Below are 23,142 nucleotides of genomic sequence, written 5' to 3'. Positions count from 1 at the left end.
CCCCCAGCGGCGCCGATCAGGTCTGGTGCCGCGTCAGGGCCCGTTCGCGATGCCAGGCAAGCGGAGCGGCATGATCCTCGGCGAGCGTGATGGGTGGGACCGTGCTGAGACCCAGGGCCCGCCCGGCGGCCTCCGACAGGCCCGGCAATGCAATGGCGCGGCCTTCGGCATCGAAGCTGACCAGGAAGGCGTCGAAGGCGGCATCCCAGTGGGCGGCGAGCAGGAGGCCGTTGAAGACGTCGAGGCGCTGGCCGTCGCTCTTGCACTCGCTCCATGGAACGATGTGGCTGGCGCGCAGCAGGGCACGGTCGGTGATGCCGGTCAGGGGGCAGCGGCCAGCCCAGTAGTCGTCGAGGGCGGCGCGGAAGGTGGATTGGCCGACGCGCAGGCGGACCTGGGCCTCGCGGGTGGTGGCGCGGGTGGGGTCGAGGTCCTGCGAGGCGGGGCCGGACCAGGCCTGGCCTTCCCGCTTCAGGTCGGCCTCGAAGGCGGCCTCGGGGGCGTCCGGGAGGGCGCGGAACAGGTGCCAGGCACGCAGGGTGGCGGTGCGGAGCTCGATCAGTGTCGCGAACCGCAGGTGGTCGACCTCGGGGGCGCCCAGCCCCTCCTCGGCCAGGCGGCGCTGGACGCGGGGGGTGGTGCGCAGGGCGTAGCCGGGGGGGGCGAGGGCGAGCGCGATCTGGCCGGGGGCGTTCTGCGAGCGCAGCGTCATCCAGGGCGGGGCGTCGAGCGCGGCGGGGATGGTGCCCTCGGGTTGCAGTGTCCAGCCGCCGTCGTAGCCTGCCTTTTGCAGGATCAGCCGCGCCGGGCCGGAGGGGGCGGGGTCGAAGCTCACGCGCGGTCGCCCATGCCCACGGCGCTCCAGTCAGCCGAGAACCGGTCCCAGGCCTCGAGCACCAGCCGTTCGGTCCGGTATTCCCCGTAGAGCCGCTGTTCCTTCTGCTTCAACACCCGGAAGGTTTCCGAGGGGTAGTCGGCGCCCATGACGCTGGCCGGGTCGAGGATGTAGCGCAGTTCGTCCCGGGTCAGGCCGTAGGCGCGGGCGTAAAAGGCGTCGAGCTCGGCGCGGAGAAGCGCGCGGCGGCCCTCGTCCCAGGCGAAGGGCGGTCCGTCATGGCCAAGGTCGCGGGCGAAGGGGGCCAGCGCGTGGGAGGTGTAGGTGAGTTCGAGGACGCGAAGGGTGACGAAGTGCAGGCGGTCGGGGGTGTAGAATGTGGGGGGGAATATCGGGAACTGTTTGACGTAGCCGTATGTCAGGTGGGTGCCACCAACCTTCTGACGGGCAACGAAATCGGTAGGCAAGGAATTCAGGTTCGCCAGTAGCGCAGCCCACTGACCGGGCTCGGCATTGACGAAGAAGAGCGGCAAGACGTGCCCAACGGCAACTGTCGGGATAGCCGCCGCAATCGCTGTTCTCTCGTTCGTCGCGTTTGTGATGTCACGCCAGCCCATCAGCCAGCCGCGCCGCCGACCCTTGGCGTTGACACAGGCTTCGACCTCATCGCCGGAAACCCAGTAGCGCGGCATGGGCTCCCAGCCTGGATCGGCTTTTTCCGCCGTGGTCGCGTCACGGGCCTCCTCGCCGTCGTAGGTGGCCCATCGATGGTCCATCTGATGGATCATCTTCGCCTCGTAGAGCGGTACCATTCGCTCTTCGGCGCGCGAGAGCGGCAGGGAGCGGTTGTCGCGGCCATCAAGGTCCATCGCCGATTGCGCGGGCCGGGCCGCCTCAGGCCGGTGGACATGAGTGCGCGGGCGAGTCCATTCGTTGCCATGACGGCGCCAACCCTCTTCCGCCAGCTGAGAGGCAGTTCGGAATAAACCAGAGTCCGAAGTCATGTTGAACAGACCCTGCCGGAACTCGACCTCCCACGGATTGGCATCGGCCCGAGCCTCCTCGATCAGCACCGGCGCGGCATCGTAGATCTTTGCAGTCAGTTCGGCGTCTCGGCGCGAGCGGAAAACGGGTGCGGTCTTGGTGTTCGGGTTGATACGGGCAATCTGCTCAGAGGTGAGAAAAAAGACGCGCCGTCGGTCACTCTGCCACGACGGGTCGCGCAGATAGAAGGCGAAGCGCATTTCCTCTATGGGCGCTGACGAGATCGTAAGCAGCGCGAATTTGAAGGCGTGGTGAACACCGGGGAAGATCATGCTCTCATTTTCGAAGGAGATCATGTGGGATAGCCGCCGATCCTCGACCAGCCAGGCGAAGAACGGTGCCGTAGTCGCATCCGTCGCAATCCCGGTCGGCACGATTACCCCGGCCCGGCCGTGACGATTGACCGATCGCGCGAAATGTTCGGCGAAGAGGCCGTAGGTATTGACCTTGCCGCGGGCCGTCAGGTCGAACCGCCCGGAGGCTCGCGCGAAGTCATTCGCCGCTTCGCCCGTGCGCCTCGCGTGATTGAATTCCGCAAGGAGCTCCGGGTTTTCGGCTTCAAGCGCCGAAATCGCGGCCTTCCGCTTAGCTCCGGCAAGCTCGGCGATGTCCGGATCGCGGGCAGCGAAGAATTCCTTTTCGCCGATCTGGAGGACCTCCCAAGGCGGGTTGCCCAGCATCACGTCGAACCCACCGCGCGCCCAGATCGCGGGAAAGGCTATCGGCCAGTGCAGCACGTGCGCCTCGGCCGCGGTGTCGGCGACGCCCTGCACCAGCACCGGGTCGCCCTGCCGCGCCAGGATGCGGCCGATATCCGCCGTGGTCGGCACCTGCACCTGTGGCTTCTTGGGCAGCAGGAACGCCGCCACCCAGGCATCCGCCGCCCGCCGCACCCGCCGCCGCTCGGCATCCGCCCCCCGGGCTTCGAAGCTGGCGCGCAGGCGCTCGACCTCTTCCAGCGTGTCCTGGCTGGCGGCGTGGAGCCGCTGGTCGAAGGCCACCAGCGCCGGCGGCAGCCCGCCGGGCCCGTCGAGGCCGAGATCGCCCTGGCCCTCGCGCTCGGCCTTGATGCGCTTGCGCAGATCCGAGGCGATGCCCTTGTCGTCCCCGGTCAGCGCCTTGTAGGCCGCATCCGGGATGCCGTTCGCCAGTACCGACAGATCCGACAGCCCCAGGAGCGCGTCACCGTGCCGGATGTTGGCGTCGAGAAAGCCCAGAGGCCGCCCCGGCTCGACGCTTTCGATCCAGAGCGCGACGCGCGCGAGTTCCACGGCGAAATCGTTGCGGTCCACCCCGAAGATGCAGCGCGCCACGACTTCGCGCAGGGCATGGCGGAAGGCGGCGGGGTCGAAGGTCTCGCCCTCGGCCTCGGCGCGGGTGCGGGCGACCGCCTCGGCCATCCGGCGGGCGGCGGCGAGCAGGAAGTGCCCTGATCCGCAGGCCGGGTCGCAGACAGTCATGGTGAGGATGCCCTCGGCGCCGGTCTCGCCGTTCGGTGTGCCGATGCCGCGGCGGCGGTCGGCGATCACTGGGTCGAGCGCGCTGTCGAGTAGCGCCTGCACCAGGCTGTCGGGCGTGTAGTAGGAGCCGGTGGTCTTGCGCTGGTTGCCCCGCGTCTCGGCCCCGCCCGCATAGTCGAGCAGCGTGTGGTTCTCGGCCAGACGGGGGACGAGTTCCAGGAGGGATTCGTAGACCGAGCCCAGTTCCTCGGTCTGCATGTCGCGCCAGTTGATCCGGGCCAGGGAATTGCCGTCGCGTATCCAGGCGAGGTGGAAGAGCGCGTCGAGGAAGTGGCGGTTGGGCAGCGTGGCGGCATCGAGGAGCGGCGTGAGGCCCTCGCGGAACAGGCCGCCGAGGGCGGGCAGGCTCAGGAGCGGCTCACCCTTCTGGAGAGCGCGGAACAGGACCTTGACGCCCTCCCAGGCGTCGTAGTGCCGGTCGCGGCTGGTTCGCCTGCGGGCGCGCAGGGCGAGGCGGGTGAGCGCATAGCCCTCGGCATAGGTCTGGCGAGCCTCATCGGTGGCGTCGGGGGCGTGCAGGAGGTCGCGGTCCTCGGTGGTCAGGATGAAGATCAGCCGGTAGACGACGCGCAGGGCTTCGGCATGGAGCGCATCGGCCGGATGTTCCTCAGCTTCGATCCGGGCACGGGTGGCCGGGTCCGCGAGGGCGCCAGCGCCGAGCGCCCTCAGCGCCGCCTCGACGCCATCGCGCAAGCGTTCGCGGGCGGCGACGCCCTGCTCGGCTGCGGCCTTGCTCCAGCGTTCCAGCGGGCCGTCCACGGCATCGCCGCGGCCGAAACGTGTGCGATGGATCAGCCGCCAAAGACCGGCGAATGCGGCAAGGTCGTCCGTGTCGAGGATTGCGCCCAGGTCGGCCTCGAGGAAGGCCGGGCGGCCGAGGCGGACGGAGTCGCGCATGAGACGGATGCGCTTGCCGTCGGTGGCGAGGCCCCAGAGGGCATCGTCCGAGGCGTTGAGCGCGTCCTGCAAGAGCAGCGCCGGTGACCGGAACCGGCCCGAGGGTCCGCCTTCATGCCGGGCGCGGTCGAGGCCGTCTTCGGGCGCGACGACGACCGGGACACAGCCGTCGCCTGTCATCAAGTCGACTGGGAAGCGTCTTTCGCCCACGGTCAGCTGCCCGTGCGTCAGGTCGTCGAAACCGAAGGCCCGCAGTACCGTGCGGGCCTGCGAGGCGGCATCGGTGGCGGGGTCGTCATTGGCGGCGCGGGCCATGCGGAAGGCGCGCTCGATCTCATCGTTGAGGGTCAGGCCCTTCGGCACGCCATAGTCCGCTGCGGCCTGTTCGGTGGCCTGCCCGCGGGCAATCTTCGCGATCATGTCAGACGGGATCAGGCCTCCTTCGAGGATCAGGCCGGCGCCGATCTCAACGGGGCGGTGCATCGTCTCGTGGCGCATCATTTGGCCTCCGGCAGGATAACATGGAGGGCGATGAGATCCAGCGGCAGGACCGGCTCGACGATTGTCCGGCCGCGCGTGGACGAAGCGACGCGCAGGCGGTCGTGATCGGCCGTCAGTGACTCGGCCCGTGATTGGGCGATGGCGGAGAGGGCGTCCGAGGCCTCGATACGATCCCGAGCGCGCAACACCTGAGCACGTCGCACCGGCTCGGGCAAGGTTGCCCCAACCTCTTCGTCAAGCACCTTGAGCGCGTCGAGGCCGATGGCGGTATGTCCAGAGGCCGTTCCCTCCCACAGCACTGGTACAATTTCTTCTGCCAGCAGGAAATCTTCGGCAGCAGCCGAGGCACGGCGAATGCGGTGGCGGACCCTGAGAAGTGCCAGCGTCAGCATTGTTTTGGCGCCGCGGCTGGTCCAGGCGCCGGATCGTGCAAGAGCGTCCGGAGCATCCTCCAGAGCACCTTCGGACAGGGTGTCGGACAGGGTCGCGACGATCGGGTGAGTACGGTGCAGCACTTCGATCCCTGGCTGGGCGACCGCATCGAACGAAACGCGGGTACGGCCCTGGATGCCGCGCGAGGACAGGGCTTCACGCATCATGTCGGGCAGCGCGTCGACCGGGATGGACTTGCCGTCAAAGGTGACACCGACCCGGTCCAGGGCGCGGCGCACGAACCGCCGGACGTCCTCGGTATCTCCAAGCAGATCGCGCACGCGCTGCCACTCCGGGATCACCTCTTCGGGTTTCAGGCGCCGCTGGGCAAATCGTGCCCGGGAGGCCTTCTCGTTCTCCTCCGCATCGCGCCAGAGCTGTTCAAGATCTGCCGCTGGATCGAGGTCGCGAAACAGATCGCCCTGACGACCCGAAGCAGTGCCGGACTTCAAAACCATTGCATGCATCAGCGCCTCGGAGACAGTGCCACGATCGTCGAGCATGCTGACCGAGACATTGGTGGCTTTCCGGATCGCCTCGGCCTTCCGGAGGATCACGTCGAGCACGGCCCCATCGATGGCTGAGTTGCTTCCGAAGATGGTCAGCGAGCGTACGTCGTTCTTCTGACCGAACCGGTCCACCCGACCTTCGCGCTGCTGGTGGCGCGTCGGATTCCAAGACAGATCGTAGTGCACGACGGAATCGAACAAAGTCTGGAGGTTGATCCCTTCCGAAAGGCAGTCGGTGGCCACGAGTATCCGGCGATCGGCATCCGACATGGCTTCAACGCGGACCCTGCGTTCCGTTCCCGGAAGCCGGCCGGTAACGACCTCAATGGTCCGGTCCTTGAAGGCCTTGTCGCTCTTGAGCGCAGCGCCTACGGCTTCAGCCGTGGCAATGTACCGGCAAAACACGACCGGCTGATGTCCCTCGGAACAGAGCCCCATCAGTTCACGCTTCAGGAGGGACAACTTGGCATCCTCCTGTGGTCTGGTCTCAAGGTCGTGCGCCATCTTCAGGAGGTCGTCGAGGCCGGACATGTCCTCCGCCATCGCTCCCGGTTCGAGGTCGTCATCCGTGAGCTGACCCTCGTCCTCGTCGAAGATAGTGGCTTCCAGATCGGCATCTTCGACTGGCCCGCGTCTGGCTTCCAGCGTGGCAACCGCGGCGGCAGGCGAGGAGCCGACGCAACGCATCAGGGCCAGGGTTGCCCAGATCGCCAATCGCCGCTGCCGAGCGTCATGGCCGGCTTTCGCAGCGCGCTCGGTGCACCAGCCAAGGACAGCCTCGTGGAATGCCACGTGCGAGGGGGATAGCTGAAACGCTCTTTCGCCGACATCATGCCGGGGGAAAGTCCGCATTGCACCGGGAACCTCCCAGCCCTCCTCGCGCACATCGATGCGCCGCCTCTGTACGAAGTGCTGAGCCAGTTCTTCCCGGGCCTTCGACAACGCCCCGTGGGCGAAGTCCGGCCGAAGCAGCGCCAGGATGTCGTCAAAGGCCTCCGCGTCGCCGGAATGCGGCGTGGCCGTGAGCAGGACCATGTGGCGATCCGCGTCCTTGGCCAAACCGTTCAGCAGGACCTGCCTCTGGGTCGTGCCGCGTCCGCCGCCGACACAGGCGTGCGCCTCGTCCACGATGACGAAGTTCGGGCAAGATTTCGCGAAGTCGGCGCGACGTCGATCGGCCTTGATGTAGTCCAGGCTGACGACCGTCAGAGGATGGGCGTCGAACGGGCTCTCGTTCAATGCCAAGCCGCGCTCCAGCCGCGGTGCGGTCGTGGCGGTCACGGCGGTTGCATGCAGGTCGAACTTCTCCCGCAGCTCATCGACCCATTGCTCGACCAGATGTGGCGGACACAGCACGCAAGCTCGCGTCACCTCACCGCGGTCCCACATCTCGCGCAGGATCAGCCCGGCCTCGATGGTCTTGCCGATGCCGACGTCGTCCGCGATCAGCAGTCGCATGGGGTCGAGACGCAGGGCCATGATCAGTGGAACGAGCTGATAGGCTCGCGGCTCGAACGCAATCCGGCCGGACGACCGGAATGGCCCCGCGCCGCGACGAAGGCTGAGGCGTAGTGCATCCGACAGCAGGCGCGCTTGCGAGGAGGTGCCCATCCGAGACGCGTCCGGCGCCTTGAAAATGGCCGGCTCGGGCGGAACCTGCTCGAGTCCGGGCAGCACGACGGTGGCGTCACCCTCCATCCCGGATAGCGGCCGCAAACGCAGGCGGTCGGGTCCCGATCCGGGCAGGACAACCCATTCCCTACCACGCGCACGGATCAGGCCGCCGGGGCTCGCCAGGGAGCTGGGTGCAGAGGTCATGGCGTCACCTTATCAATGTGCGCCAGTTCTTCTGGCAGCATTTCCGGCGGATCGCTCGCCCCAAGGACGATATAGCCTTCGTTCGACAGCGCTTCGGTGAGGTCGGCGTCGTCGGTCACGGCGGTATAGGACTTGCTCCACGAGGCTCGAGCTTTCTTGCCCCCCCGCACGACGGGTTTCGGGTCCGGCGGTACGATACCCCACCTGCGTGCCGCGTCTGCCCAAGGCCTGTCTGTGGCCAGCGTGTCGACCGAGACCGGTTTGCCGATCGGAGCAGTCGCCTCGACTTGGGCCGACAAGAGGTCGGCCAGGAAACGACGGGCATCTCCGCGCTGGCGATCAATCAGTTCGTGATCGGGCTGGTTGAAATAGGTCAGGATGCAGCGATAGCAGCCCTCCACACACGGAGCGTCGGTACGGTCACGCCACTCACCTCCAACTTCTTCAAGATGCATGATTTCAAGAGCGGCCCTGACAACCGCTTGTAGGTCCTCCTGGCGCGAGATCCGCGACAGCACACCGGCGCCCCCCTCGGACGCCTCGTAGAAGAGAAGGCCGTTGCGCGCCTCGCGATCAGGAACCGGATCGACGGCGATCTCACCCTCCTCCAGACGAAAGACCCGCTCAAGGCCGCGTGCCAGCGCACTTTGTAGGGTAGCGACATCCTCAACCTCCAACTGCTGCGTCGGCACCAGGAGCATGGCATTCTTGCGATCCTCCACCATCGGCAGAACCGTCTGCTCAGGCTCCGCACTTGGACGCGAATCCGGATCGATCTCATCACCGCCCGCCGAACCACGCCAACGGCCACTGTGGGTTCCGATCTTGAACCCGTAGAGGTCCTTGTCACGCCGGCGCCTCAGCCCCTTGTTGATCCTGGCGATGCGGGTCCGCGGACCGTAGGAGATCGTCGCCAGCTCCTTGCCGTCGCAATCACGGAGTCGGACCCTCTCTGGTTCGCCCTGGAATGCGAAGGCGGTCTGAATGTCGAAACCTTGGCGCTGACGCTCCTCGTCATTGGCGGAAATGCGCTCCGACGGAGCGGCCTCGACATTCTCGACCCGGAACGCACCATCGAGCCGAATGGGTTCGGCAAGGCTGGTGCCGCATCCCTCGCAGCGCTCGGGTGCATCGGAGGCTTGAATGGCACCGCAGTTCGGGCAGAGCAGCAGTACCTCCGTACTCAGCCCGCCTCCGTCTCCTGCGCGCACTTCGGGTGGCAACATTGCGCGCGTCACCCGGAAGGACTGGCCCTCGTGATAGATCATGCTCCCCGGTCCGAACTCAGAGATCGCCAGAAAGCGGGCCCGAGACAGGAAGTCGCCGCGGCCACGACGCTCGGCGCCAGGGACGAAAGCTGTGAGCGGCAGGCGCGGGAAATTGTACCCGGGCAGGAATCCCTCGGTTGCCAGATAGCGGTAGGTGAAGAAGTCCGACGAATTCGAGTCCTTGCCGCTCTTGAGCAATTCGATTTGACGTCGAGCGCTGTTGTAGGACCGATCGCCTTGTCGTCTTTCCTCGGCACTTGCCTGGGTACTCTTCGACAGCCGGTAGCCGCGATCTCTCTGGTCTTCGGCGGCACTCAACCGCCGCCTCCACGAGTCGAACGCCTGGTCGAAATTCTTGAAGGCGTTGCGCGCGGTGACTTCGGCGAGATCATGTCCGAAGGGCCGGCCGGCAATCTGACTGAGGACGGCCACCATGCGCTCTGCCGCCCGAGAGGCAAGGTCGGGAACCGACAGAGCTGCCGCCACGTCGGCGCGGAGGGGATACTTGCCGTCGCCTTGGGTGAGGTCCAGCACCTCGGCGATGGCCGCTGCGAGTTCGATACCGGATTCCGCCAACCAGATCGCGTGACAATGGGAGACGACAAGCTCCTCATTGCCGAGATCGAGAAGCGGCGGCTGCACCGAGCCCGCAACCATCTGGCCCGGATCGGCGAAGTAGTACTGGTCATGCGGGCTTTGCGCGGCGCAATAGGTGGTGATCAGTGCCGCCTGCCCGGCGCGGCCCGCGCGCCCGGCCCGCTGCGTGTAGTTGGCCGGCGTTGGTGGGACATTGCGAAGGTGCACATGCTCGAGCGTTGAGATGTCGACCCCGAGTTCCATCGTTGGCGAGCAGACCAGCAACGGCAGACGCCGAGAGGTTTCGTTGTCATGCGGCGTCTCCCGCATCTGCTTCCGGTCGTCCTCACCGAACCGGAACCGGCGCTCCCGGTGCTGCCGGAGATCCTTGTCCACCTGTGCCGTATGCTCCCTCGCCTCGAGGCCGCGCAATGGCGCTCGCCTGGCCAGCATGTTGTCGGCAACCCTGGCGTAGAGGTCCCGGAAATAGCGGTTGGGTGGTGCCCCTCTGTCGCCATCCTCCACAGGATCAGTGACGGCACAGAGCTTCAGCGCACCGGGATCGAGCTTCCATCCCATGGGGCCAAAGGGGGTACGCTGCGCCCGGATATAGGCGTAGTCGTCATGGGCGGTCGCCTGAAGAAGCGCTTCGATGACCTCGGTCACCTCGGCTCGCCGCAGCCGACGCCCCCATAGGTTTTCGTCCACGAGAGCTTTGCCCAGGGCCGACGGCGCACTGCCGCGAAGCACGATGCCTTCGTCCCGCAGGGAGATGTTGGCGCGCGATGTGCCTTCGAGCATCAGCCAGGCGGCTTCGCGCGGGCGCTCCTTTTCGTGGATGGCCCAGGGAGATTGGAGATAGCGTCTCGACTCCTCGGCAATTTCCTCGAACCGTTGCCGGTCCAGCGCCTCGACGTCGATGGCGAGACCGGTCCGCATGTGTTCGAGGAGGATACGCAAGGCCTTTAAGCGGATATCCGGCGACGCATTTCGGAGGGCTTCAGGCGCGCCGGCGAAGATGGCATCCTCACCCGCAAGTCCCGGAAGCATCGAGTACTCGACCCGGACGAGCTCGAGATCTTCGAGGTTGGGGTTGGTGAAACGCCAGCCACGGCGTTGATCCGTCCAGACCCGATGCGCAATGACCCGGGACAAAAGGACCTCGGCCTCGGTCGCTTTGCGTCCGCGGACATCATCCCGAAGCCATTCCTCATGGCTGTCCTCGTTCGACCAAGCATAGCCCAGAGCTCGCCGGACGGCGTCTCCGAAATCACGGCCCGCCAGCCCGCCACTGCCAGCGTCACGCACGGCGGCGAAAATGGCGGCGCGCAGCTTGGTGACGAAGACGTGGTCGTTGAAGTGCCCTGCCTGCAAGGCGGCATCCTGGCGGTTGTCGGTAAAGGTCAGCAGCTTGCTGCGCCCGGCCTGCGCCGTCTCCATTTCCTCAAGGGCGACCGAGTTCAAAATCGTCGTTGCCGAGGATCGGCCCTCGGCGGAGAGGCCAGACAACCTGTTGCGGTCCCGGCCTTGTCCCGGAGGGGTGTCTCCGCAGCGCAGGCAGAGAGAGAACTTCCCCTTCATGAACCACATGCCGAGCCCGGACCCTTCGACGCCCTGGGAGTCGACCGAAACCTGAAACGGGACCCGCTCGCGATAGGTCCGCTTGACCCGGGTCGCGCCATTCGCCGTCTCCTCGAGCCAAGACGACGGAAGATCCTGCTCGCCCTCGAAGGGCAGTCCTTCCGCACGGCACAGAAATCCGGTTTCGTCATCGTCGTCGAGCGGCTCTTCGTCGATCGAGCGAGGAACGTATCGCCGCCCCGTACCATCCAGTACCGACCGGACGGGATGATAGTCCTGCCCACACTTGCGGCAGAAGCGAACCTCGAACAGTCGCGCCTCGGCTTTCGGGTCTGTCTTCTGCTTGTCGAACCGGATGGTTCGTCCACCTTCCGGGCCGAGGGTTGCATACAGGCTGTCGGGACCGGACAGATACTGATGAAGCTTGTAGGCCAGAAAGCCTCTGTCCGATGGCCCTCCCCGCTGGGTTTCCGGCATCGAGGCGACGGACAGCGCGTGCTTGAGCGCGACCAGGCAGTCGGGCACCGGCTCGCCGGACTCCTCGGAAAGCTGCGCTGCCGCCTCGCTCAGGGTGCGCGGCTTGCGGCGCTGTGGGATCGGATCGTCCGTCAGGCCGATGCGGGTTTCGGCCCAGACGACGAGCGGTTCAACCTTCAGACTGTCATCCGGCAGCGCGGCAAGGGGCGTGTGGATGGCCTTCTGCAAGTCAGCTCCATCCACATGTCCTTCGGTGGCGCGCACCAGTGTCTCGCCGATCACGGCCTCAGGCTCGATCCGGTCACCGAAGATCATCGTCGCCGTATTCGCCACGACGGTAGCCGGGTCTTCGGAGACCGCATCCGACGAGGCCATGGTGGCCGAGGTACCGATGCATCGCAAGTGGTCTGGTGACAGCCGATCCCGCAGGCGCCGAACCAGCATTGCCACGTCGGCGCCCTGGCGGCCGCGATAGGTGTGCAACTCGTCAAGAACGAGCCAGTCGAGCCCACGCGCGTTCTCCAGGACCTGGCGTCCTTTCCGGTCGGCCCGGGTGAGCAGGAGTTCCAGCATCATGAAGTTGGTCAGCAGGATGTCTGGCGGATTGGCCGCGATCCGTTCCCGATCAGCCTCGGATTCCTGCCCGGTATATCTCTCGACGACAGGAGGATTGCTCAACCCCGAGTCACGCAGAAAGCCATTGATTTCTTCGAGCTGGGAATTAGCGAGCGCATTCATCGGATAGATGATGATGGCGCGGGTTCGGCGCTTTTCTCCCGCGGCGCGCGCTCGGATGGCAGCGTCGATCAGTGGGATGAAGAAACAGAGCGACTTGCCCGAGCCAGTTCCAGTCGTAACGACAAAACCCTTTCCCGACTGCGCCATGCCGAGCGCAAGGTCTTGATGCACATAGAGCTCGATCGAGGCTCCATCATTGCGTCGAAAGACCTTCGCGGTATCGTCAAGAATTGTTCCGTCGGCAGCTCGCGCATCAACCGAGGCTCCAGGCCTGAAACGAGGATTCAGGCTGACGAGAGGCTCGCGGACATATCGGCGCTGGTTGTAGGCCTGATCGATCGCGGATTGGAGATCTTTGGAAAGGATGTTGGCGAAGGATCGAGAGAAATTCTCATATCGTTCGATCGCCTTCTGGTTCAGCGAAAATACGTCCATACTTCTATGCCTTGCCTCCACCCGATCGCTTCATAACCGAACCGTTGCGGGCAATTATAGTCTTTTCATGGCCTTGGTTGGTCACTGCCAGTGGCTCCGCCTTCACAGCTCACAGTATCCCAATCCAGGGAACTCCGAAATCTCCCCCACGCCGCCGCCTCCCCGATGGCCATGGAAAGCTTGGTCAGATCGGCCCGCAGGAATATGCAATCCGGTCAAAGAAAGAGCAAACCCGGGACAAAGTTATCTTCTGAACGAGGACAATCCGGGGAGTAGGTCACCGGAACTTCGCATGCCCGGCGGCCGAGACGACATCCTCTGCACGCTGTCAGATGTCCTCGCCATCTCCACGCCGGAAGGAACGGTCCAACTAAACTCAGACATCAGAGCAGCTTCTCCACCGAGCCATCTTTCGGTGGAGGCGCAAACCCCTTCAGTGTCCCTGGAGTGCGCCGATCATGAGGGACCATAGATACTCGGCAGCGCCTTCCTGCGTCAGATGCGAATCCCGGTTGATGCCCCCCATGGGCATGCCCATCGCGGTGAGAAACAGCTTCTGGTCATCGTGTCCGACCGACAGGCTTTCGTTGTGGGTGTTTGCCTGTCCGCTGTCGTTTCCCAGCCAGGTGATACCGGACCCGAACAGTCCGCCCACCCGGATCGTGCCACCGGCCGCTTTCTCGCCATTCCGATAGATCGTAGCCGTGAAGCAGTCGCCATCCACCCGTCGGAAGCGGCTTTCAATGCTCTCGTTTCGAGCCCCAAGTTCCTCAAGGGAACCTTGGAAGAATTTGGCGAGATATTCGAATGTCTCGAACAGGAAGGCGTCCCGGTCCGCTTCCGAGAACTCTTTCTTGAGTCGAAGATTGGAAGAGCGCGGCAAGGTTTCGACGTCAGCTCGACCGGCCGCAGCTTCATGATCTTGCTTGACGTATTCGCGCTCCCCATTCTCCTTGCCGGCAGCCCCGAGTTCAGTGATAGCTCTTCGAATGGATTTGGTGACATCGAGGAATGCCTCGTCGCGATCCGGCCACTGCGTCACCGGCTTCGCGTCTTTGGGAACTACCAGGAACTGGGCGAGGTCCGTGTGAGTCCAGTCGCATGGACGAAGAATCACGGAGATCAGGCGGGCAGTGCCTTCACGATGCCGCTCCAGCGCTCGCCCCTTCTCAATGTTGTAGCAGTAATCCGAAGCCAGGAAGTTCGGGCTGACCAGGAGCAGTATCACGTCCGCTTCATCGAGCTCCCGAAAAATCGTCCAGTCGAGATGGTCACCGGCGACGAGCCTGCGGTCGTGCCACACATCCACGAGGCCTTGCCGTTTCAGCATTGAGAGGTGGACCTCGAGCTCGTCTCGGAGAGCCTCGTCCACATGGCTGTAGGAGATGAATACGCGGGCGCCCACGACATGCGCTCCTCTTTGGCAGCAGGGCACGCCGTCGAGGCACCCTTGAGATCGGCATTTTGACATTGGTAGCAAGATGCCATGGGCCAAATCCAGTGTCGTTTGCAGGACGTTTTCACAGTCCCGCAATAGCTGCACGACAGCATGATGACGATCGCACACTGACCGCACTGCTGCTGCCGTCCTGAGCTATGTGCGTGCGAAAACCTTGTGACAGCCCTCCAAGGGGCCCGAGCGGATGCCCGGGCCCTTGAGCTGCTTCAGTCGTCCAGCGCTCTGTCGAGCGTCGCGAGGATGTCCGTGAGCCGCGCTGCACTCCAACGCAGGTGCGTGTCGAAGGACGCTGGTCCGGGCAGTCCCCATGCCGTCTCCAGGCGGCATCGGGAGGGGATGTGGCTCACCACGTCGAGCAGTGTCGAGAGCCAGCTCCTTGCGTCCTCCAGCAGTTCGCGCAGATGCCGTGATGTCGCGCCCGGATCGAGATGCAGCTGATCCAGCGACTCGAGAAGGTCTGAGGCGCTTCTCCGGCCAGCCTGGGCGAGCACGCGTCCCAGTGTATCCCGCTCTTCATCGAGCCACGCTCCGAGGCGGTGAAGCGCCACCTCAAGCACATCTGCGGTAGCCCACGGCCTGTGGACGTGTGTGAAGACGATCGAGTTCATGCGAACCTCCACGATCGGAAAGTCCGGGACAAATTGCCCGATGGCCGCATCGGATGGGACGGCGAGAACACCGCCGCGGCCGTCAAGAGGGAGCCGAAGACTGCGCGTCAGCCTCCAAGGCCGTAGGCGGCATGGAGGCAGCGGAGCATCCCCAGACGATCATGCGCGGAGACCGGGCGGTCCGGCGACACATCGAAGACGTCGCGGCCGGGCTCGATCGCGACGGCGTATCCGAGGCACCGCAGCAGAGCGCTCGCCTCGGCGCGGACCTGTCGGCGCCGGGCGCGATCGCCGTCGACTCCGAAGACGTGTATGAACGCAAAGTGGTCGGGTGGCCCGTAGTGCACTTGCCCGGCAATCCCCAGGTTGGGCAGGTCAGGGTGGGCCGCCTGGAGCGCGACTTCGATCCAGCCCAGATGTTCGGGTCGCCTGTCGGTGTTCATCATGTGTAGCCTCCTTGTCTGAAAGCAAGATTGGCCGGTTTGGTCGGCGACGAAGGAAGTCTCGTCGAAAAGATCGTGGTCCTTTGCAAGACCGCGAGCAGGAGCGTCATCCGAGGCGTGCATGGAGCTTCGCATCCCGATGCGCGCCGCTCCGGACGACTTGGCGGCCACCCGAAAGACGAGCCGCGCATGGCCCATGTTATTCCGAAAGCCGAGGCGACTTCCCGGCGCGGTCTGCTTGGCACGAAGACGTCTTGCCATCTGGCACAGAGTACGGCACAGGTGCTGTCACACTGCGGAGTCGCACGAGAGTCGCTCCGGAAAAGGACCGCGATTTCAGTGCCTTGCGGAAATACCTCCGGGCCCTACCGCCGGAGCCAATTCACCCACTAAGCCCTTGATAATTAAGGCATAGGCTGAATTTGGCAATTACAGTGTCACACAGCACTGTAGCACAAGTTCATGAAATGCGGGTCGCTCGTCTCCAATTCTGGAGGCCGCATCTTGGCGACCACCCCCTACCTCCTGCAACGCGGCTCCACCTGGAGCTGGCGTCGGCGCGTGCCTGAGTTTTCCACAAAAACCCGACATTGGCAGCTGTCTCTGCGCACCACGGACCGGTCCATCGCATGTATCATCGCACACAGATTGAATTACGAGTGCGACCGGATGCTGGATGCAATCACCGATGGAAAGCTGACCCCCGCCCAGGCCAAGGCTTGGCTGACCTCCGTTGTGCGCAGCGAGCTTGACCGCATCGAGCGTCAGCGCATGATCAGCCGGATGGACCCGGTGGGCTCTTGCGAGGAAGACCAGCGTCTCGATTGGGCGACGGCGCGCGCCTGGTCTCACCTGGCGAGAAAGGGACTGCATCCGGAGCTCTCCGCTCACGACCGACGCACCGTACTCAACGAAGGTTCGAGTGAGACAGACATCGCGTCGCTGGAGACGATGCTTGGCATCCTGTCGCGCGACGTGCTGTCCGAGGCGGGCGTCAACAAGATGCTTCGCGCCGCGCGGGACAGCATTCAGACGGCTACAGGCGAGACCTTGAACCCTGCGGCCGAGACGCTTCTCTCTCTGCGGCAACTGCTGCTGGCAGGAAAAGCCGCGGCCTGGTCCGCATCTGAAGATCGGGAAGATCCGAGCCTTGAACAAGCGCGCGACCTTGCGCGGGAAATCCTAGACGGCGCGTCTGCCGAGATCATCGAGCCTCTGGAGCCTCTTCCCGTCCCTCAGGAAGCCACTCTGATCGAGGCACCTGCCCTCACTCAAATCCCTGCCCAAAGGCCCGAGTTCAGTTTTGACCCGGACATTGTCGCACTCGTTGAGCGTATCAATGCCGAGAGGGATCGCGATCACATCAAGGAAGACACCAGGAAGCAGCTTGCCGCCCAGGCACGCCTGTTCATCAAGGCCACGGGCATCACCGACGTTCGGGATATCACCCAGGGCCATCTCAAGTTCTACAAGTCGGTGTTGCAGCGACTTCCAACGAGCTACGGGAAAAGCGCGAAGGACGCGGACAGGACCATCGATGAGCTTCTGGCAAGCGCCGAGGATCTTCCCGAGAAGAAGGTCGGCCTCTCACCTCGCACGATCAACGGGCATCTGGACCGGTTCAAGCTCATCTTCCAGTTCGCCAAGAGCGAAAGCCTCACGATTTCGGACACGATCGAACTCGGCCTGCTCCGCGTCCGGGAGGAAAAGCGCAACCGCGACAAGCGCGAAGCCTTCACCTTGCCGGAACTTCAGCAGGTTTTCCGGCATCCGATCTGGACTGGGTGCCGGTCAACGTCGCGGCGCCATGAGCGTGGCAACATCGTAAAGGCGGATGGGCTCTACTGGGGGCCGATCCTGGCTGGCTACAGCGGCGCCCGGCGGGAGGAGGTTCTCGGGCTGGAACCCCGCGATGTCGTGTCCGTCGACGGCATTCCCTGCTACCACATCCGCGACAACATGCACCGCAGGGTCAAGACCTTCAGTTCCGAGCGCCTGGTTCCCATTCACGAGCACCTGATCGAACTGGGCTTTCTCAGGCATGTCGACGAGATGCGCATGCGAGGCGCCTCGGCCCTCTTCCCCGAGTTGATCGCGACAAATGATAGCCAGTCCTTCGGAGACAAGATCTACTACAACTGGGCGAAGGCGCTGGTGCTGCAGCTGGACGGTAACCCCAGGGGACTCTGCTTCCACTCGTTCCGCCATTATGCCATCGCCCACCTGAAGGAGTTGCCCGAGGTCAGCGAGAAGCAACGCCGTGACTTGGTTGGGCACAGCGGCGGTGACGTGCATGACGAGCAGTATGATGTCGCCACGTCGATGCCCGTGATGAGCAGCGTGGTCGCGAAGCTCCCGCGATTGTTCTGACACGCTGACGAGTTCACTGTCCGATTGGCCTTCCGCACATGATGACGAATGGCACGGATCGTCGCATCTGGATCAGAAAATCATTTTCGACATATCGGATGCTTCGGCTCGCGATTGCCCGCCCGAGGGCCCTCCCACTTAGGTCCTTTCGCGCGCAAGTGTCCCGCGTTCAGTCCGAAGCGACAATTGCGATCCGATAAACATGTTAGGCATGGCCAGTGTGGTCTCTGAGCCCCTCTGGCGGAAAGTACGGATTTTCCGACAAGGTCATCTCAGCCGACGCATGCCGGGCGCTTCACCAGCCACTCGGCTCACCAGGCGAGCGCGGTTATCCACATAATAGCTACGTGAGACGGTCTCGAACCGCCATTCGGGCGCGATGAGGCATCCTGCAGCAGTTACACTGTCGGCCAGAGAAACTGCTAAAGGAACAACCACGTTGACTGACAATCTGGCCATCATCTGCGCCCGCACCCGCTCTACGTGCCCCCAGATCATCGGTCACACTGACTGGGGTCTTGTATGACCGCCCTGCGAGACAAGCTCGTGAAGTTGCGCTTCTCGCAGGAGGAGTTCTCGCTGCTGGAAACGCTGCGCCGGACCTCGGGATCGGAGAGCCGCGCCGTGTTCATCCGCAGACGGGCTCTGGAACCCGAAATCGGTACACAGGCGATCGCGGATCTTGTCGGTCAGGTCGGTGTGACGCTGAACACCTACGATATCGCTCCCAAACAGCTCGACCACCTGGCGCTACTCCTCGGAGAACTCACGCTGGAGCTCCGCAGTGCTAAGAAAAGCTGATCGATGCGCGCGCATAGCACCTTCCACAAAACGGCCGGCGTCCTGCCCGACTATGACCTCCGCGACGGTGCGGAATTCATCGGCGGCACCATCCTCCGCGCAGATCCCGTGTCCATGCGCGACCGCTTGGATAACCTCGCGGATGGTGCGGGAGTGATCCACATGACATTGTCGCTGCCCGTAGGAGTGCGGGCCAGTCGCGAAACATGGCGTGCGATTGTCATGGCGCAGCTCGATCTGATGGGCCTACCCGCCCTGCGCACTCCGTGGGTCGCGGCCCGTCATACCGATGCCAACTGCGACCATGTGCATGTCGCCATCGCCCTGCGTGGCTTTGACGGATCCCGCCTGCGCCCCGAGACCGGCGACATCCTGACAAGTCGCAATCACCAGATGCTGACCCGGCGCCTCGGCTTGCCCGTACCGGACTACTTCAATCCTCAGATCCCGCGCCTCGACCCACCGGTCATCACCCGCCGGCTGACCACGGCGCCCAAGAAGAGGCTGAGCGAGGCCCTCAGAGCCATCTTCACAACCGAGCGCCCAAGAACCCTCGACGCCCTCGATGCTGCTCTGACGCGGCAAACCCCGGCCATCCTACGCACCACGACCCAGAATACGCATGGTGTGAAGAGCCATCTCTTCAGCCTGGATGGCGCGCACGTCTTTGGGGGCGAACTCGGGCCCGAGTGGGAGCCGCGCCATCTCGAGACGCGCCTCGCACATGCCCATGCCCTCCACCGCCTTCGACTGCGCCTGAACACCCAGATATTTATCGCAGCGATCCTGCCCCACGCGAAACCGCTCATGGAGTTCGAACATGCAAGAAAAGATGACATCCCTGACCCTTCCCCAGGAGTACGAAGTGTTGCTGAAAGCGATGCTCACCACGGACGGCAAGGTGGACCAGCTGCTCCCGCTGCTCGATCTGCTGAACGACCCGGGTCACCCGATGTCCGAACTCGGCCAAGCTCTGATCGAGGCGCTCCAGAGGATCGCCGAGGACTTGCGGAAGGCCACACAGCTCCGAGAAGAGCACCGCGCAGCCCTGCATCAGGCGAACGAGACCAACACCGCACTGTCACAGATGCTCAAGGACATCTCGCAAGAGCTTCGGGAGATCCGGGCGGAGAACCGCAGTTTGAAGCAGCAGATCTCCAAGATCCACGGCCTGATGTTCAGCCCGGCGGAGTGACCTTTGGTAGGCAGCTCAGGAAATTGCTCCGTTCACTTCACGCGGGCTTCAGTGGCTGGCGCTGGCGCCGTTCGGACAAATCAGGGATTCAGGTAACGTTCCGGGATGGAAGCGTTGCCGAGGTGATCGGCGGCGTCCTGGTCGACGCGCGTGAGGAAGGTGAAGTCACCCAGTTCGCCGAAGCCTGGCGCAAGAAGTTCGGGGAGGTGAACAGCGAGATACCCGGAACGTCAGACGACCACTCCCCGGAACCGATGTAGTAAGACCGCTCCATCCCCTTGGACGGATGCCACGAGACGTCTGCGGCAGCAGACCGATGGCTCTCTGTCCGAGCACCCCACTCGCCATTGAGAACACACACTTCCCCCCTGGGGCACGTCTGGTATGTCGGGAAGCGAACCCGACCTCTGGATTTCGATGAAACTCGTATCGCGGCCACTGCCCGCCTTTCTGTCCGACCCCTTCCGCAAGCACCCCCGAGCGCTGGCACTTCAGGACGACATCATTTCGGCGTCTGGCGGCGCGCATGCTAGGGTTCACCTCTCGGAAATCGCAGCAGCTCCCGTCGTTCAGCGTGGCCGTGTTTCCGCCCGCCTCACCCTAGATCTCGGCGACCAGTCCTGCGTCCTGCTGCCCGGGGTCCAGGAGGCACCCGCCAGAGCATTCGCGCAAGCTGTCGAAATAGCCTGGTCAGGCTACAATCTTGCCCAGCTTTCCAGGGAAGACGACGCGATTGCGGCCCTGCTGACGGCGATTGAGGGATTGAAGGCACCGGCGATGTATCCCGCCGCCTGCCTGGTAGGCCCGGTCGCAAGCAAGGCCGCCGACCTCGACGCCCGCGTCCTGAAGAAGCTCAACCCGACAGCCCTGGGGGTGGAGACGATGGCGCGTCTGGCTCCGATCATGGAGCTCGCGCGCGATCCAGAGCAGTTCCGCGAGACGGCGGTAGCGGCCTTCGTCAACCAGCAGCTGGCGGACTGGAAAGAGTTCTTCGATACCGTCGAGTCCATGCCGCTGACGCCGGAGCAACGGCTGTCCGTCGTGGTCGACGAGGATGCGACCCTGGTCCTCGCCGGTGCGGGTTCGGGCAAGACCTCGGTCATCACCGCCAAGGCTGCCTATCTGGTGAAGGCCGCTATACGCCGGACTTCCGGCTCACGGAGAGCGGCGTCTATCTCGAGCAATTCGGCGTCCGCAAGGCAACACGGCAGGACGGTACGGAGGAGCTGACCACCGCCCCCTTCATCGACCGCGACGTCTAGCCGCCCAAACCATGGCGAGGTCACCACAAGGGAGAGCCGCGGATGAGATTAAACCGTAGATGCAACTCGTAGCTGCAGTTGAAAACACACCGCAGGCAGTGCTGTGGTATGCTGAGATAAGTTTCTCGTATCTTGACGCGATACAGAAATTCTGTTGGTTTCGAATTATTGCCGCGCTTCAAAATACTAGTATCAGCATCTTCTGCAGGAAGATGAAAAGCGAGTGAGGCTATATTGCTATACTGCTTGAGTAAGAGGCCTTAGAAGATGAGTGAGAGCAGATCCAAGTTGGTCGAAATGTTCGTTCGAAATATTGGCTGCATTGGGCCCGAGGGTGTCAGCGTGGCGCTTGATGACATTGTCTGCATTGTCGGTCGAAACAATTCTGGAAAATCGACACTGCTGCGGGCGTACGAACTCGCTCAGGGCAGCGAGAAATTCGACTGGCTCCGTGATCGTTGTGCGCAAGCACCGGAGGACCAACCCTCAGAAGTAATTTTGCAGATACACATTCCCAAAGGTATCGGCAACATAGGTGAGGAATGGAAAGAGCAACGGGACGGCCTCCACATCCTCACCAGTCGCTGGCAATGGTTGCCCGAGAAAGTCATTGACGGCAAAGTCTCACCTGTTAGGCAGACTCGCAAACCCGATCAACCCATCGAAGAGAATGATGGCTATGCCGAAGACGGCAAGGCGGGCGGCGCCGACAACGTCTTTAAGTCGCGACTGCCGCAGCCTGTTCGGATCGGTTCGCGCGGCGACCCTTCTGAGGCAGAAAAGGCTCTTATGAAGCTTGTCTTAGAGCCAGTCGGGACGGCACTCTCGAATGCGGCCTCTGATCCTAATACAGCGCTTTCTCAAGCGATGGAACAGCTCACAGAGCGTGTAACAGGGATTGTGCAGGAAGAAGAGGCCCAATTCAGTGCAGCCGTTTCGGAAGTTGAGAAAGGCTTCACAAGCGTATTCCCAGGTCTCTCCATAACGTTAGATGTCAAAGCGGCGCCGCCAAAATTCGATGCCGCCAAACTGATTGCTGACGGTTCTGGTCTGCGCGTAACGGATGGAGGCGCCGAAGTTCAGCTTTCTCAACAGGGCGCTGGCGCGCAACGGGCGTTGTTCTGGACCATGCTGCAAGTCCGAAACCGCATGATAAGCGACAAAAAGATTCGACAGGACACAGTCAAGGCGCTGGAGAAGGAATTAGGGAAGGCAAAGAAAGATGCAGACAGACAGCAGGAGCTCCAAGCGCAAATCGATTTGATACAGGCTGGGGGTGCTCTGCCTGCAGACTCAGAAGACCCAGCCCTCCCTGGCTACATATTGCTGATCGACGAGCCGGAGAACGCCCTACACCCACTTGCTGCTCGCGCGGCTCAACGGCAACTATATGAGCTTGCTCGGCAGCCTGAGTGGCAGGTTATGATGACCACGCACTCGCCTCTATTCATCAATCCAGCGGTAGATCACACCACGATTTTGCGACTCGAACGCGACCCGATTGAAAATAACTTTGCACCTCGCACTTTCCGTACTGATGAGGCGGGATTCACCGGTGATGAAAAGGAAACTCTGCAAGCCATCCAAGAGATGGATCCGACTTTTTGCGAGGTATTCTTCGGTACCTATCCGATTGTAGTTGAGGGTGATACGGAACACGCTGCCTTCATCGCGGCAGTGGTCGAGGCAGGGCACGAGCTTATCGATCAAGTCACGATTATCAAGGCAAGGGGTAAGCCACAAATCCGCGCGGTCATGAAAATGCTTATCCACTTCCGCAGAGATTTTGGCGTGGTGCATGACTGCGACTGGCCGCGTGGTACCACCAAAAATAAATACGGCGAGCTCAAGAAATCTAGCTCTTGGACGCAAAATGTGGAAATTCGCAAACTCGTCAAGCAAGCGAAAGCCCTTGGCATAGGAGTAGCGCACGAAGTCAGCATTCCCGACTTCGAACGTCGAATAGGCTTGCCTCTTGGGGGATCAAGCAAGCCATTCGAGGCCTACGTCGCGATCAAGCAGGACAACGGAAACAAAGAGGCGGTGCGGGATCTTTTACAACGCCTGAAGCAGCCGACACGGCTCAAGCCAGAAGATGTGGACGAGTGCGACGCTGACGCCTTTGTTGCTGAACTCGAAAAGCAACTACGCGCAGTTGCTGCCGAACGTGGGTTAGAAGACGGCTATCGAATTGGAGACTGAATACGGAAATTCTTGTTTGCCTCCGCCGAAGAGAAAAGTCCCCCGGCGGAGGCCGGTGCCATGCTGCACTATGTCTCGAACGGCCGCTCCCGGGAAGCGGCTCCGCAGTGGCTACCAGACTCGGAAATGTCCGCAGAGGGCCGATCGCATCAGCCGGCATGATGGGAAGCG

14 protein-coding genes are annotated in these 23,142 nt (G+C 63.2%); 6 read left to right on the top strand and 8 right to left on the bottom strand.

What is annotated here, in order from left to right; genetic code table 11:
* Positions 1-16 precede the first annotated feature (16 nt).
* From DQG15_RS00135 to DQG15_RS00105, 7 genes are all read right to left on the bottom strand, one after another.
* Positions 17-835: an HNH endonuclease gene (locus tag DQG15_RS00135; RefSeq protein WP_232830639.1), complete on the bottom strand. Its 819-nt coding sequence runs from the start codon at positions 833-835 to the stop codon at positions 17-19.
* The gene (locus tag DQG15_RS18760) at positions 832-4,797 is read right to left on the bottom strand and encodes a DNA methyltransferase (protein WP_304466038.1); all 3,966 of its coding nucleotides are present in this window, start codon (positions 4,795-4,797) and stop codon (positions 832-834) included. The genes DQG15_RS00135 and DQG15_RS18760 overlap by 4 nt, the downstream gene beginning before the upstream one ends.
* The gene (locus DQG15_RS00125; protein ID WP_116081777.1) at positions 4,794-7,556 is read right to left on the bottom strand and encodes a DEAD/DEAH box helicase; all 2,763 of its coding nucleotides are present in this window, start codon (positions 7,554-7,556) and stop codon (positions 4,794-4,796) included. Before DQG15_RS00125 ends, DQG15_RS18760 begins: the two co-directional genes overlap by 4 nt.
* A complete protein-coding gene (locus tag DQG15_RS00120) occupies positions 7,553-12,631 on the bottom strand; it encodes a DEAD/DEAH box helicase (protein WP_116081776.1) in 5,079 nt (1,692 codons plus the stop codon). The genes DQG15_RS00125 and DQG15_RS00120 overlap by 4 nt, the downstream gene beginning before the upstream one ends.
* A 433-nt stretch (positions 12,632-13,064) precedes the next feature.
* Positions 13,065-14,036: a toll/interleukin-1 receptor domain-containing protein gene (locus DQG15_RS00115; RefSeq protein ID WP_198665032.1), complete on the bottom strand. Its 972-nt coding sequence runs from the start codon at positions 14,034-14,036 to the stop codon at positions 13,065-13,067.
* A gap of 260 nt (positions 14,037-14,296) precedes the next feature.
* A complete protein-coding gene (locus DQG15_RS00110) occupies positions 14,297-14,698 on the bottom strand; it encodes a hypothetical protein (protein ID WP_116081772.1) in 402 nt (133 codons plus the stop codon).
* 107 nt (positions 14,699-14,805) lie between these two features.
* The gene (locus DQG15_RS00105; RefSeq protein ID WP_116081770.1) at positions 14,806-15,144 is read right to left on the bottom strand and encodes a hypothetical protein; all 339 of its coding nucleotides are present in this window, start codon (positions 15,142-15,144) and stop codon (positions 14,806-14,808) included.
* A 501-nt stretch (positions 15,145-15,645) separates the two neighbouring features.
* Here DQG15_RS00105 and DQG15_RS00100 point away from each other — a divergent pair.
* Positions 15,646-17,511 carry a site-specific integrase gene (locus DQG15_RS00100; RefSeq protein WP_157968833.1) on the top strand — a complete coding sequence of 622 codons (1,866 nt, stop codon included), beginning with the start codon at positions 15,646-15,648 and terminating at the stop codon, positions 17,509-17,511.
* Between the two features lie 522 nt (positions 17,512-18,033).
* The gene (locus tag DQG15_RS00095; RefSeq protein ID WP_116081767.1) at positions 18,034-18,312 is read left to right on the top strand and encodes a hypothetical protein; all 279 of its coding nucleotides are present in this window, start codon (positions 18,034-18,036) and stop codon (positions 18,310-18,312) included.
* A gap of 597 nt (positions 18,313-18,909) precedes the next feature.
* Here DQG15_RS00095 and DQG15_RS00085 read toward each other — a convergent pair.
* Positions 18,910-19,134 carry a hypothetical protein gene (locus DQG15_RS00085; protein WP_116081764.1) on the bottom strand — a complete coding sequence of 75 codons (225 nt, stop codon included), beginning with the start codon at positions 19,132-19,134 and terminating at the stop codon, positions 18,910-18,912.
* 10 nt (positions 19,135-19,144) lie between these two features.
* Here DQG15_RS00085 and DQG15_RS00080 point away from each other — a divergent pair, with 10 nt between their 5' ends.
* The 4 genes from DQG15_RS00080 to DQG15_RS00070 all read left to right on the top strand — a co-directional run bounded on the left by DQG15_RS00080 (position 19,145) and on the right by DQG15_RS00070 (position 22,971).
* Entirely contained in the window at positions 19,145-19,507 is a 363-nt protein-coding gene (locus DQG15_RS00080) for a hypothetical protein (RefSeq protein ID WP_157968832.1), read from the top strand.
* Complete coding sequence (locus DQG15_RS17990) at positions 19,504-19,767, top strand: hypothetical protein (RefSeq protein WP_232830638.1); 264 nt, start codon at positions 19,504-19,506, stop codon at positions 19,765-19,767. The genes DQG15_RS00080 and DQG15_RS17990 overlap by 4 nt, the downstream gene beginning before the upstream one ends.
* 157 nt (positions 19,768-19,924) lie before the next feature.
* Positions 19,925-20,737, top strand: a complete 813-nt coding sequence (locus DQG15_RS00075) for a UvrD-helicase domain-containing protein (RefSeq protein ID WP_116081761.1) — start codon at positions 19,925-19,927, stop codon at positions 20,735-20,737.
* Between the two features lie 299 nt (positions 20,738-21,036).
* Complete coding sequence (locus DQG15_RS00070) at positions 21,037-22,971, top strand: ATP-dependent endonuclease (RefSeq protein ID WP_116081760.1); 1,935 nt, start codon at positions 21,037-21,039, stop codon at positions 22,969-22,971.
* Positions 22,972-23,142: the final 171 nt, after the last annotated feature.

This window comes from Tropicimonas sp. IMCC34011 (assembly GCF_003390865.1).
In the GTDB taxonomy this organism is placed as follows: Bacteria; Pseudomonadota; Alphaproteobacteria; order Rhodobacterales; family Rhodobacteraceae; genus Tropicimonas_B.
The sequence above is the reverse complement of the archived record's forward strand: the minus strand, read 5'-3'. Positions and strand labels throughout refer to the sequence as shown.